Consider the following 13,185-nt stretch of genomic DNA (forward strand, 5'->3'; position numbering starts at 1 on the left):
ATGCACCTCAGTGAAGGATTACTCAGACCTGAGATTTTAATCGGTGGAGCAGTCGTTTCGGCTGCTTTTACCCTGTATGCGTTTAAAACACTCAAAGATGATGAAATTCCTAAAACGGCCGTACTTTCAGCGCTGTTCTTTTTGGCGTCGTTCATTCATGTCCCCATTGGTCCCACATCGGTACACCTTGTTTTAGGGGGCATTATAGGCGCTATGCTAGGCATAAGAGCTTTCATTGCTATCTTTGTCGCCCTTTTACTCCAAGGCGTTCTTTTTGGCTTTGGAGGACTTACGACGCTGGGTATCAACCTCTTCAATCTTGCCACGCCAACACTGGTTGGGTATTGGCTTTTTATGCTTCCTCCCACCAAACGCTGGCACAAAGATTTGCTCTGGTTTTTAATTGGGTTTGTTCCTTTAGCGCTTTCAGCCGTAAAGCTCTTAGATGCGAACCAAAAAGAGCTTTTAACCCTTAAAACCGATGATGAGGGCAAAGCATCCGCCACATTGCCTGCGGCTGAATTTGACATTATCCTTGAAGCAGGCATGGGACACCAAACACAAACACACTATATCGCTCAAAGTCACACCAAAGAAGAGGCAAAAACATTGCCCTCCGATACACCTTGGGATAAAATGCTCTTGGGATTGGCTATAATTGTTTTTTTCTTTGGAGCACTTTTTTGGATAAAACGCAAACCCAGCCACGCATAGCACCGACAACAGCGCTTCTTTTAGCGTTGTTGTACAGCACCGTCGTGGCATTACAAGAGCATCTTTATCTCCCCATACTTTTGCCACTGCTGTTGCTTGGTTGGCTACAAAAAGCGTCACTGTGGAGCATCTTCAAGCGACTCTTTTTGCTCAATACCCTCATTGCCATCGTTGTGGCAAGCATGCTTTGGCAAGAAAACTATGAATTGGCACTGCTTATTTTTTTACGATCCAATTTTATTTTACTGTTTGTATTAACGATTTTTCAAGGCAAAGATGAATTTTCCATCGCCATTGCGATGCAGCGTTTGCATCTGCCGCACAAACTCACCTCCATCTTCTTTTTCACGGCAAAGTCCATTTTTCTCATCAAACGAGAGTTTACACTTTTCAAAAATACCTTACATGTAAGAGGATTTATTCCTAAAACCAATCTTCTAACCTATAAAACAATGGCAGGATTTGTGGGCATTTTGTTCATTAAAGCATTGGAGCGCTCACTTTGGCTTCAAAAAGCGATGCACCTGCGTGGTTTTTGCGGTGAAGTCTATACTCTAGAAGCGCATCAAGACTTGAGCGCTTACGATACGCTACTTGCTTTTATCACGATTTTATCGCTCGTTTGGCGACAAGGAGCCCTTATATGAGCTGTTCGGTGAATATCAAAAACCTCTCGACCTCACGCGATGGTGTGCGTTTGTATGAAAATGTGACACTCGATGTCTCACATAAAGAGAAGATTGCCATTATTGGTCCCAATGGCTGTGGCAAAACAACGCTTTTAGAGATTATCGCAGGGCTTAGAAGCTTAGAAGAAGGCACTTTAGAGCTCTTTCACCAGCCGATGCACTCTTTGGAAGATTTTAAAAGCATGCGTCATCTCATCGGTTACCTGTTTCAAGATTCAGACAACCAGTTTTTAGCGCCTGTGGTTGAAGATGATGTCGCCTTTAGCCTTTTGGCGAGTGGTGTTTCCAAAGAGGAAGCCAAACTCAAAACAGCGATGATGCTGCAAGATTTGGGCATTGCACATTTGGCAAAAAAGATCGTCTATCATCTCTCAGGCGGAGAGAAAAAGCTGGTCGCATTGGCAGGCGTTTTGATTATGGAGCCCAAACTCATGCTTTTGGATGAACCCACCAATGGACTCGATCAAGCGATGCAGTTACGCTTGGTGGATATTTTAGGACGCATTGATAAGAGTATTATTATTGTCTCGCACCATAAAGCGTTTATAGAATCTGTTGTGGAAAAAATATACGAGATAACCCCACAAGGCGTTATCTGTCTACCCAATCATGCTACCCCTAAGTATCCTAAAGATACACAAGGTAGCAGGGATTAAAAGGTCAGTAGTTTTTTTGCTGTGGCAAGTTTAACCGCTTCTTTAATCGCATTAATATAGCTAAGCGTTGAAGGATTGGCATCTTTGTACGCAATATCAAAAGCGGTACCATGATCCACAGAGGTTCTTACAATACCTGCATTCAGACTGACGTTAATGCTCTCCTCAAAATAGAGTGCTTTTAAAGGAATTAACCCTTGATCATGGTACATACAAACAAAATAGCGAAACTTATCACGGTTGGTTTTCGTAAACGCCATATCAGGTACAAAAGGGCCTACAAAGACCTCACGCTCTAAAAAATTATTGGCTTTAGTAATCGCTTTTTTTATCTCCTCTTCCTCATCGCCAATGACGCCATTATCGCCTGCATGAGGGTTGAGTCCCAAAACAGCGATTTTATCTTCGCCTAACTCCTCATAGACCTTCAAGAGAAAGGGCTTGAGCTTTTTCGTTTTAATTTCATGCGGGACATCACATAAAGGGATATGATGCGTGTAAAGAATGGTAAACATCGCTTCACATCCGAGCATCATAATGGCTTCACATCCGAGTAAATCACTGAGTGCATCGGTGTGTCCTTTGTACTCCAATCCTGCCATCGCCCATGATTCTTTGTTGATGGGCAAGGTGACGATGCCACTTACTTCATTGCTCTTAGCCAATGCCACAGCCGTAATAAACGAGTCATAAGAACTCTCACCCGCTTCTGCGGAGCAAACACCCGCTTCAATTTCAAAGACCTTGCCACAATCACGTATCTCAAAATCCAAAGGAATATCTAGCCCTAAGAGTGCTGAACCCCAACCTAGCATATTTTCATTGATACAATAAATTGGATGACACACTTTTTTCACTTCATCATGCGCTTTGAGTGCAATTTCTAACCCAATACCGTTTAAATCCCCAAGACTAATGGCTATTTTTTTCATCGTAATAATCCTAACATCTCTTTAACTGCATTTTCAAATCCAACAAACACGGAACGAGCAATAATACTCTGCCCAATATTAAGCTCACAAATCTCTTTAATCTGGACAATACGCTTCACATTATGATAATTTAATCCATGCCCAGCAGCAACTCTAAGCCCTAATTGATGGGCATATTTTGCTGATATTTCAAGTTCATGTGTGGCTTCAATAAGTTTTACATGTAAGGTTTCTCTATCTAACTCCAACTCCTGAATACTATGACGTGAGCGGGAAAGATTGGAGTAGAGCATGGCGTAAATATTGGCATATAACCCCGTATGAAGTTCTATCCATTGTGCACCTATTTCATGAGAGGCATCGATCATGGCACTGTTTGGATCAATAAACAAAGAGAGTTCAATATGCTCTTTTTTTAATCGCTTAGCAATGTCAATCATCACCGCTTTATTTTTAACCACATTCAAGCCACCCTCTGTGGTGACCTCTTCACGTTTTTCGGGGACTAATGTTGCACGGTGTGGGCGAAGAGCGAGTACTGTTTCAATAATTTCTTCATTGATAGAACACTCTAAATTCACAGGAACATGCGCATTCTCGATAATACTTTTAGCATCTTCATCGTTAATATGACGGCGGTCTTCTCGTAAATGAATGGTGATCTGATCAGCACCCGCACGCTTCACCAAAGAGACAGCCTCTAAAGGATCAGGGTCATTTATTTTTCGTGCTTCTCTTAAAACCGCAATATGATCAATATTTACACCTAGAAGCATTCAAATTCCTTTATTGTTTTTAACGATTATAGCAAAAGATAATGTGAAAAAAATTTCTTTACTTTACGGACGCCGAATATGCGCTTTATCTAAAATACCGTATTCGAAATCTTTATGACAGGCAAAACAGTTCGATGCACTTTTGACATCCACTGGTAACACCACATTTTCATGAATGTCTCTCCAATAAGGCACTTTTTTCATGGAAAGTGGACGAAGTTCTCCTAGCGATTGGAGGGTTTTAAGTGCCAATGTGTGGTTTGAATCTTCAGCACTGTGTGCGATTAAATAAGCATAAATACTTTCTTGATCTGCTTTTGTAATATTATGTTCGCTAATCGTTTCACCAAAATGATTTTCCAACCCTTGCATAAGTTTTGCCCATGAATCCTTTGGAAGCATAAAAGGAGGGTAGGGTTTATGACAACTTGAGCATTGCTTGTAGGCACTATTTTCAGCTTGAAAATCACGTTTTTCAACATACGTTTGTGTTAAAAAAGTCTCTTCATAACTCTTTACATGTAAAACAATAAAAAGGCATAAAGCGATGCTACCATACGCAAAAATATGTAAAGGTAAAGAGACATGGGCATCTTCTCCTGTTGCTTTCTTATAACCTGTAATCATCGCAAACACCATATGTGTTTTATGGTAAAATTGTTCGATCAAAACACCTAAAATATGAATCATACTACAGGCAAAAAGCGTGTAGGCAAGAACGCTATGCAGCCACATAAAATGTGTAGAAAATTGAAAATAAGATGGATGTAAAAATCCCAACAATCCACTAGCGTCTTCAATGCCTTGCACCACTAAACCACTGATGACAATCAGTATTCCAAAACTTAAGACAATGATGGTAAACCAACTAGAAGCGGCATTGTGACCTGCATGAATGGTGCGCCATCTGTTCTGAATTTTTTCAACAAAATAGTATTTTAAGGCATTGAGGCTAAGTTGAAAGGTTTTAAAGGTGGCATAATGAGGTCCGATAAAACCCCAAATAATGCGAAAAAGTAATACCACTCCAAAAATAAAGCCAAAGCAAATATGCCACACATACCATTGATAAAAAAATGAAGTGATAAAAGCAAGTAAAAAAGAGGTCGCAATAATCCAATGGATGATACGTGTACACAGTGGCCAGACAAACACTCTTTTTGGTGTATTCATAGTGCAGGCGGATGTTTTTTGATGCGTTTTTTCACCAAAAAACATCCCTATCCGTTCTATTTTGCTTGATTGAAGGTTGTGAAAATATAATTCGCCATTGCTTTAATGTCGTAGTCATACCCTTTTTCAGTCAGCTTTTTCATATTGTGTTCCATTACTTCATGCTCACTAGCCGTTGATTGCCCAAGCCCACCGTTTTTAATATCAAACAATGCCATCTCCAACTCTTGAATACTTAGTTTATTAATGGCAGGACTTTTCTTTTCAGCAACACCTTCACCTTTTGCCCCATGACAGTGCAAGCAGGTCTCTTTATAAACAACATCCGTAGTGTATTTATACGTTTTTACTTCCTCTTTTGGCTTAGAGTTACAGCCACTTAAAACAACCAAGGCAACCATAAGCGAGAGTGCTATATTTATTTTTTTCATTATTAATCCTTTTTGTGTCATCGTTAATTAAGCGCGGCCTGAGAGCATACCATAGATGGTCATTGGCTTAAGCGCATAGACTTTTACCAACCACCAAAACCATCGCTCCTGCGTTGGGTCAAGTGGCACAGATGGCGTTGGTTTTGCCGTCCAATTAAACTCCGCCATCATAACCGTTCCAATACTGGTAATTAAAGGACAAACCGTATAACCATCGTATGCGGAAGGAAGAGATTCTTTCTTCTCCATAACCGCAATAAGATTATCCGCTACAACACCGTATTGCTTACGTGCGCTTCCGCCTGTTTTGCCCATAGGAAGTGCAGCAACATCACCAATGGCAAAAACATTTTTATATTTGACATGTTGTAAGGTCTCTTTTACCACAGGTACCCAGCCTTTGTTGGAGCCAAGAGGTGAGTTACCAACAACATCAGGTGCTTTTTGAGGCGGTGTTACATGGATAAAGTCATATTTTTTCTCAACATTTTCACTTTTAACCACCATGGTATATTCTTGTAAATCCTCGTCGTATTCACCTTTTTCAAGCCATTTTTTCTCAAAAGTTGCTATTTTTTTGTCAGTATCAATCGCAATGAGATTGGTTTTGTACTCCCATTTAAAATTTCTTACTTTAAATTGCTCGAGAATCGCCTCGTGGTATTCAGGAACACCAAACATTTTATCACCCGATGGACAGAATATCAGCTCAACCTTATCTCTAACCCCCGCTTTACTCAATAAATCATGGGTAATATACATAATTTTCTTCGGTGCCCCACCGCATTTAATAGCTGTATCAGGGTCGGTAAAAAGTGCCTGTAGCTTTTCACTTCCTGTATGAGCTTTAGCTTTTACAATTAACTCTTGAATTCCTTTATAAGTATCAACAGCACCGTCTGCAAAATAGATAGAATAAACACCATCCTTACCTAATTTCTTTTTGACGATTTCATTTTCGCCTGAAGAGGTGATTTCACCTTCTAATCCTTTAATAGCCCCAAAATTTAAATGCAGTCCTGTTGCAACAATCAAATAATCATAACTGACTTCTGTTCCATTTTTTAAACGCACTTTATTTGCATCAGGATCAAACCCAACCACAAAATCTTGAATCCATTTTACGCCACTAGGAAGAAACTTAGCCGTTTCATATTCAATGTCGCTTTTTTTCCAAATACCAGCAGCAATCAGTGTTTGTCCTGGCTGGTACGAAACTGATTTTGGGTTTGGTTCAATAATAGTAATGTCTGGGTTTGAAAGCGTGTGTGTGAGTCTTGCGGCTGTTGCCATACCTGCAAGCCCAGCGCCAACAATGACGATTTTACCTTTTGCATTTGAAGAAGCCTTTGCAGCAACTGGAACGCTAGCACTTCCCAAAACACCTGCGGCTATAGGAGAGAGTGCTAAAAGTTTCATCGCCTCTCGACGTGAGAGTATACCCTCTTGTTTTTCAATCTCATGAAGTACTTCTTCAATGATTTTGTTTTGTTTCATAACAATTACCCGTCCTTTATATTGAGTGTTTCCCCATTCTACTTCCACTAATCTAAGGTTTTCCTTGCTTAAAAAAATTATACCTGATTATTTTACTTGTTTATAGTTTTCTAAAAATATTGCAACTATGTAACACACAAAAAACCTACTCTTAAGTTATATTTGCTTAAAATCACTCTTTATTTCTTTAAGTAAGTGAAGCCTATGAAAAAAGAGTGTGCTATTTTTATTATATTGCTTTTTGTGTTGTCATTGGGCATCCATATGAATCAGTGGATAGCCTATCCCATCGAACATTTCAAGCACTTAGCTGAGCATCAAATGCCTTACCATCCGCTGCTGTATACCTTTATTGTCTATCTTTTACTGGGCATCATTCGTCTAGTGATTCACGGCATTATTAAACTTTTTACCCTACGTAGCCGTTAGGAAATATCATTGATTGCCTGTGATTTGGGGTCCAATACTTTACGTATTGTGGAAATAGACTGTGTCAGTAAGAAAAAATTAAATACCTATGAAAAAATTGTACGCACGGCTAAAGATTTGCATCGCACGCATATGATTTGTGAAAGCTCTCAAAATGCTATTTTTGAAGCCCTTGAAGAGGCTTCTAGGCTCTTTGATTTTAAAGCTGAGCCTTGCGTATGTGTTACAACGCAAGCCATGCGTGTCGCACACAATGCTCTCCCTATTTTAGAAGAGATAAAACGTCGTTTTGGGCTTAATTTTAAAATTATTTCAGGAGAAACAGAAGCATATTTGACCTCTTTAGCCATTGAGTATGCCCTTAAAAGAGAAGGTTTGAATGAAAAAACCTATGTTCTTTTTGACTTAGGCGGAGGTTCTACCGAATTTGTTTTTTGCAAAAATGGAAAAAAAGTAACACAAAGCTTTCCTTTTGGCATTGTTAGTGTTGCCGAACAATATAAAGATAATATTGAGCAAAATGTAACACATGTGGTTGAAAGTATTGAGACATTTCTAAAAGATATTCCTCTAATTCAAAAAAATTATTTACAATTAGTAACAACAGCTGGGACACCAACCACCGTTGCTGCGTTTTTAGAAGGTCTTGATTATGCACATTATGATGCATCTGTGGTGAATGGTAAAGTTTTACATGTAAACGATTTTGAAAAAGCGTACCAACAACTTAGTAGCCTAAATGAAGCGGATGCAGAGCGTTACACAGGTACCAATCGCCGTGATTTAGTTGTTGTAGGCATTTTAATCGTAAAAGCGATTATGAAAAAATTAGGTTTTGTACATTGTGTTGTTATTGATGATGGCTTAAGGGAAGGTGTTGCACTTGCTCATTGCGACGCTTCATCTAAAGAGAAAGAGATTCTTATACACCAAAACAAACGTCATTTAGGACATATGCTACAAGAAGTTTAATGTTTCTTTGCTATAATAACCCACTTTTTTACAGACCGTAAATGCTACAAAAGGTAAAGAATTTAAAAATTTACTTTATGTTTTTTTACATGTAAAGATTCACAACGCCATGTTGCATAGGTCTTTGTGCTTTGCATTACATGTAAAACATTCTGCCTCACAAGAGGCAAGCTTTAGCGCCAAGTGCAACGATAGGTTTTTAAGCAAAGCTTAAAAACCGTTATTAAAAATATGAAAGGAGAGGTCATGGAGTTAAGCGGTTCCCAAATGGTCATAGAAGCACTACGTAAGGAGAATGTCAGCGTCGTCTTTGGCTATCCTGGTGGTGCGATTATGAATGTTTATGATGAAGTTTATAAACAAAATTATTTCAAACATATTTTAACCAGACACGAACAAGCAGCGATTCACGCAGCCGATGGTTATGCAAGAGCGAGTGGTGAAGTAGGCGTTGCTTTTGTCACCAGCGGTCCTGGTTTTACCAATGCTGTTACAGGTCTTGCAACGGCGTATATGGATTCGATTCCTATGGTGGTTATTAGTGGTCAAGTTCCTATTAGTATGATTGGGACAGATGCATTTCAAGAAATCGATGCAGTGGGTATTAGTCGCCCTTGTGTTAAACATAACTATTTGGTCAAAGATGTTAAAGATTTGCCTCGTATTTTAAAAGAGGCATTTTACATTGCACGCAGTGGCAGACCAGGTCCCGTTCACGTGGATATCCCAAAAGACGTTACGGCACAAATGGGGCATTTTGCGTATCCATCTGAAATAAAAATGCAAACCTATAAGCCAACCTACAAAGGCAATCCACGCCAGATTAAAAAAGCGATTGAAGCAATTCAAGCTGCTAAACGCCCGGTACTTTACATCGGTGGTGGTGCGATTCATTCTAATGCCAGCGCTGAAGTAAGAGAATTTGCCAAAATTTGTGGTATTCCTGCGGTTGAAACTTTAATGGCACGAGGTATTATGGGTCATGAAAATCCCTTATTACTCGGAATGTTGGGGATGCATGGTTGCTACAGTGCTAACATGGCAATGAGTGAAGCTGACTTAATGATAGCCTTTGGCCCACGCTTTGATGATCGGGTTACAGGCAAACTCAGCGAATTTGCGAAGCATGCTAAAATTATTCATATCGATATTGATCCTAGCAGTATTGGTAAAATTGTTCCTATTGATTACCCTATCGTTGGGGATTTGAAAAATGTTATTGAGGCGATGATTCCCCTAGCAAAAGAGCATATCAAAGAAGAAAAATATAAGCCATGGCGTGACCTTTTAAATCGTTACGATGAAATTCATCCACTCAAGTATGAAGATTCCAATGAAGTGATTAAACCGCAATGGGCAATTGAAAGAGTAGGGCATCTTCTAGGTGATAAAGCGATTATTTGTACGGATGTTGGTCAGCATCAAATGTGGTCAGCACAGTTTTATCCTTTTTCGTATCCAAGACAATGGCTAACAAGCGGTGGTTTAGGCACTATGGGCTATGGTCTTCCAGCAGCGTTGGGTGCAAAAGTAGCCGTTCCTTCTAAAACAGTCATTAATTTTACGGGTGATGGTTCTATTTTAATGAACATTCAAGAACTTATGACAGCAGTTGAGAGCAAAATACCTGTTATTAATATTATTCTAAACAATCAATTTCTAGGTATGGTTCGTCAATGGCAAACCTTTTTCTATGATAAACGCTACTCATCGACAGATTTAACGATACAACCTGATTTTGTAAAATTAGTCGAGAGTTTTGGGGGACGTGGTTTTAGAGTAACCACCAAAGAAGCGTTTGATAAAGCGCTTGAAGAAGCCATTGCTTCCAATACGGTGTGTATGATTGATGTTAATATTGATCGTTTTGAAAATGTTTTACCGATGGTTCCAGCAGGTGGAACGTTGTACAACATGATGCTTGAGTATAAGGAGTAAACGATGGAACATATAAGACGCGTTTTATCGGTTATTGTTCTCAATGAAGATGGTGTTTTGTCACGTATTTCTGGGCTTTTTGCAGGTCGTGGGTATAATATTGACTCTCTTACAGTCGCTCCCATTCCTAAAACAAATCTCTCTCGCTTGACCATTGTGACTTCAGGAAATGCTCCTGTGTTAGAACAAATTGTCAAACAATTGCATAAACTGATTCCAATTTATAAAGTCATCGAATCTGGTCAGTTTGTTGAAAAAGAATTAGCCCTTGTTAAAATTCCTCTTAATGAAGATTTCAATGGTCTGGATGCCATGCTAAAAGCCTACAATGGAACGATTGCTAGTAGTGGTGAGGAGTTTATTGTGGTTATGGTTGCGGATGATTATGATCGTATTGATAATTTTTTAAAAGCTGTTAAAAAATACAACCCCACAGACATCGTTAGAAGTGGCTCTGTCGCATTGGATATGTAATGATGAAACTCAGTTTTTTAGCACACGCTATGCATTTAAGCTTTGAGGGAGATGATTTTGATGTCATCTCCTTTGCACCCCTAAAAGAAGCAACCCCATCACATATCTCTTTTTTCTCAGATAAAAAACTCTTAGAAGATTTAAAAACAAGCAAAGCAGGGGCAATCATTGTTACCCCTGAATTTCAAAGTTTTGTTCCTTCCCATTCTCAAATTTTACTCAGTGAAAATCCTTACTTAAGTATGGCATATGCCAGTAAACTTTTTGCACATAAACCTTTTGAAACCTCAATGCCCGCCACCATCTCTCAAGAAGTGCATCTAGCACCAAATGTAGTTATCGGTAGTGGTAGCATCGTAGAAGAGGGGAGTTATATTATGCCCAATGTGACTATTGGCGCTAATGTACGTATTGGAAAAAATGTAACTATTTATCCAAACGTTGTTATTTATGACAACGCTATCATTGGAGATGATTGCATCATTCAAGCAGGAGCAATTATTGGAAGTGATGGTTTTGGCTATGCCCATACCAAAATGGGTGAACATATCAAAATTTACCATCATGGCAATGTGATTCTTGAAGAAGAAGTAGAAATTGGAGCGAACAGTACCATTGATCGTGCTGTTTTTGGCTCAACCATCATTAAAAAAGGGACAAAAATAGACAACCTTGTTCAAATTGGGCATAACTGTGAAATTGGGGCATACAGTATTATTGTTGCACAAGCAGGTTTGGCTGGGTCAAGTAAACTTGGACGAAATGTGGTTATGGGTGGACAGAGTGCAACGGCTGGGCATTTAGAAATTGGTGATTTTGCAACGATTGCCGCACGTGGTGGCGTTTCAAAATCCATTGAAGGGGGAAAAGTTTATGGTGGATTTCCCCTTACATTACAAAGTGAGTGGTTAAAAAATAACGCTAAACTTGCTCGATTTTTTAAAAAGAATTAAAAGGAAAATACAATGGGTGGAAAAAATACAATACTGACAAAATTTGCATTAGCAGGCACGAAAAATGGAACCATTTCTGTTTCACATTTAGAAGAACCCTATGGAAATGGTTCCTTTCCTGTGGTAAGCATTGGTATCTCATTAAAAAGTAATGCTCAAGAACCTGATTGGAAAGCACATATTCCTTATGAAAATATTGATGAGCTGATTAATGCCCTTAAAGATGCAAAAGAACATTTTAATACAGAAGTCAAATAATCAAAAGCTTTACATGTAAAAATCTTTTACATGTAAAGCTTTTTTATTATAAAGAAGCGATATACTCCTCAATTGCTGATGATGCTCGTTTAGAAAAAGAAACGGCTTCAACCACTGTTCTAGCCCCTGTGACCACATCACCCGAAGCGAAAACACCTTGCATCGTTGTTCTACCACTTTCATCGGTAATCACGAGACCCTTACCATCCACTTCAATCTCTCGTGCTCCTTGGATAATATTATCCTTGGCTGTTTGACTAATAGCAATAAGAACGGAATCTGCTTCCAAAAGACCCTCTGATTGTTCTTCATCGGTCGTTCGATATTTTACACCTGCATCTGTAATTTCAATAGGTTGCTTATACAAATCAAATTTCACACCATCTATTTTGGCACATTCAACTTCATGATGTGATGCGGGAATATCTTCCATTCCTTTTCGATACATAATAATGACTTCTTGAGAACCATTACGTACCGCTGTTCTTGCTACATCCATCGCTACATTTCCCGCACCCAAAACAATCACTTTTTTACCCAGGTGATGCACGGAGGGATTTTTAAGATAATCAATCGCAAAGTGAACATGCCCTAAACTTTCACCCTTAATACCAAGCTTTTTAGGTGACCAAACCCCCGTTCCTATAAACACCGCTTTAAATTCATCTCTAAAAAGATCGCCAACGGTGATATTTTTACCCACGGTGATATTGGGACGAATTACGACACCTAATTCTTCTAGTTTGAGAACCAACGTATCTAAAATCGTTTTATTGAGCCTAAAATCAGGAATACCATAACGAAGCACACCCCCGATTTTATCATGAGCGTCATACATAGTAATAGCATACCCTTTTGCCGCTAGAATAAATGCCAATGAAATACCTGCAGGTCCACTTCCAATAATGGCTACTTTATGACCATTTTTCAGTGGTTTTTCAAAATGTTTATCATGAATATACAGGTCTGAAATATAATTTTCGATACTCCCCACACTAACAGCTGTCCCTTTTTTATTAAGAATACAATGTCCCTCGCAATGTTTTTCATGGGGACACACAAGTGAACAAATTACAGAAAGAGGATTGTTTTCAAAAAGCATTTGTCCTGCTTTTTTAATATCACCCGCCAAAAAAAGGCGAATCATCTCTGGAATTGGAGTCTGTACAGGACACCCTTTTTGACAGGCAGGTTTTTTACATCCTAAGCATGTATTAGCAAGTGTAATGACATATTTGTTCATCTCTGTACCCTTTATCTGTGTAAAAATTGTGTCAGAATTGTACCCAAATC

General features: G+C 39.0%; 15 protein-coding genes. 9 read left to right on the top strand and 6 right to left on the bottom strand.

Annotated features, from left to right (window positions below; translation table 11 throughout):
- Genes cbiM through SULBA_RS06430 form a run of 3 tightly spaced genes read left to right on the top strand, consistent with a single transcriptional unit; the run spans nt 1 to nt 2,059 of the window.
- Nucleotides 1-714 (top strand): cobalt transporter CbiM, encoded by a 714-nt coding sequence (gene cbiM, locus SULBA_RS12750; RefSeq protein WP_014769468.1) that lies wholly within the window; start codon nt 1-3, stop codon nt 712-714.
- Nucleotides 684-1,361, top strand: coding sequence for an energy-coupling factor transporter transmembrane component T family protein (locus tag SULBA_RS06425; RefSeq protein ID WP_014769469.1), 678 nt, complete (start codon nt 684-686; stop codon nt 1,359-1,361). The genes cbiM and SULBA_RS06425 overlap by 31 nt, the downstream gene beginning before the upstream one ends.
- A complete protein-coding gene (locus SULBA_RS06430) occupies nt 1,358-2,059 on the top strand; it encodes an energy-coupling factor ABC transporter ATP-binding protein (RefSeq protein WP_014769470.1) in 702 nt (233 codons plus the stop codon). Before SULBA_RS06425 ends, SULBA_RS06430 begins: the two co-directional genes overlap by 4 nt.
- Here the strand turns inward: SULBA_RS06430 and pdxA are convergent.
- The 5 genes from pdxA to SULBA_RS06455 all read right to left on the bottom strand — a co-directional run bounded on the left by pdxA (nt 2,056) and on the right by SULBA_RS06455 (nt 6,868).
- Nucleotides 2,056-2,997: a 4-hydroxythreonine-4-phosphate dehydrogenase gene (gene pdxA, locus SULBA_RS06435; RefSeq protein WP_216593434.1), complete on the bottom strand. Its 942-nt coding sequence runs from the start codon at nt 2,995-2,997 to the stop codon at nt 2,056-2,058. The genes SULBA_RS06430 and pdxA overlap by 4 nt on opposite strands.
- Nucleotides 2,988-3,767 carry a pyridoxine 5'-phosphate synthase gene (locus SULBA_RS06440; protein ID WP_014769472.1) on the bottom strand — a complete coding sequence of 260 codons (780 nt, stop codon included), beginning with the start codon at nt 3,765-3,767 and terminating at the stop codon, nt 2,988-2,990. The genes pdxA and SULBA_RS06440 overlap by 10 nt, the downstream gene beginning before the upstream one ends.
- Before the next feature lie 63 nt (nt 3,768-3,830).
- Entirely contained in the window at nt 3,831-4,985 is a 1,155-nt protein-coding gene (locus SULBA_RS06445; protein WP_014769473.1) for a cytochrome b/b6 domain-containing protein, read from the bottom strand.
- Between the two features lie 11 nt (nt 4,986-4,996).
- Nucleotides 4,997-5,371: a c-type cytochrome gene (locus SULBA_RS06450; protein WP_014769474.1), complete on the bottom strand. Its 375-nt coding sequence runs from the start codon at nt 5,369-5,371 to the stop codon at nt 4,997-4,999.
- A 27-nt stretch (nt 5,372-5,398) separates the two neighbouring features.
- Nucleotides 5,399-6,868 (bottom strand): NAD(P)/FAD-dependent oxidoreductase, encoded by a 1,470-nt coding sequence (locus SULBA_RS06455; RefSeq protein WP_014769475.1) that lies wholly within the window; start codon nt 6,866-6,868, stop codon nt 5,399-5,401.
- Nucleotides 6,869-7,072: 204 nt separating this feature from the next.
- Here SULBA_RS06455 and SULBA_RS06460 point away from each other — a divergent pair, with 204 nt between their 5' ends.
- The 6 genes from SULBA_RS06460 (at nt 7,073) to SULBA_RS06485 (ending at nt 11,892) form a co-directional block, all read left to right on the top strand.
- Nucleotides 7,073-7,297: a hypothetical protein gene (locus SULBA_RS06460; RefSeq protein WP_014769476.1), complete on the top strand. Its 225-nt coding sequence runs from the start codon at nt 7,073-7,075 to the stop codon at nt 7,295-7,297.
- Between the two features lie 9 nt (nt 7,298-7,306).
- Nucleotides 7,307-8,269, top strand: coding sequence for a Ppx/GppA phosphatase family protein (locus tag SULBA_RS06465; protein WP_014769477.1), 963 nt, complete (start codon nt 7,307-7,309; stop codon nt 8,267-8,269).
- 246 nt (nt 8,270-8,515) lie between these two features.
- On the top strand, nt 8,516-10,207 hold the full coding sequence (locus tag SULBA_RS06470; RefSeq protein ID WP_014769478.1) for an acetolactate synthase large subunit: 1,692 nt from the start codon (nt 8,516-8,518) through the stop codon (nt 10,205-10,207).
- A 12-nt stretch (nt 10,208-10,219) separates the two neighbouring features.
- On the top strand, nt 10,220-10,681 hold the full coding sequence (ilvN, locus tag SULBA_RS06475) for an acetolactate synthase small subunit (RefSeq protein WP_245391459.1): 462 nt from the start codon (nt 10,220-10,222) through the stop codon (nt 10,679-10,681).
- Nucleotides 10,682-10,683: 2 nt separating this feature from the next.
- On the top strand, nt 10,684-11,634 hold the full coding sequence (gene lpxD, locus SULBA_RS06480) for a UDP-3-O-(3-hydroxymyristoyl)glucosamine N-acyltransferase (RefSeq protein WP_041671959.1): 951 nt from the start codon (nt 10,684-10,686) through the stop codon (nt 11,632-11,634).
- Nucleotides 11,635-11,646: 12 nt separating this feature from the next.
- Entirely contained in the window at nt 11,647-11,892 is a 246-nt protein-coding gene (locus SULBA_RS06485; RefSeq protein ID WP_014769481.1) for a hypothetical protein, read from the top strand.
- A 46-nt stretch (nt 11,893-11,938) separates the two neighbouring features.
- Here SULBA_RS06485 and SULBA_RS06490 read toward each other — a convergent pair whose 3' ends face one another.
- The gene (locus SULBA_RS06490) at nt 11,939-13,162 is read right to left on the bottom strand and encodes an NAD(P)-dependent oxidoreductase (protein WP_342503275.1); all 1,224 of its coding nucleotides are present in this window, start codon (nt 13,160-13,162) and stop codon (nt 11,939-11,941) included.
- Between the last annotated feature and the right edge of the window lie 23 nt (nt 13,163-13,185).

The organism is Sulfurospirillum barnesii SES-3 (assembly GCF_000265295.1).
GTDB lineage: Bacteria > Campylobacterota > Campylobacteria > Campylobacterales > Sulfurospirillaceae > Sulfurospirillum > Sulfurospirillum barnesii.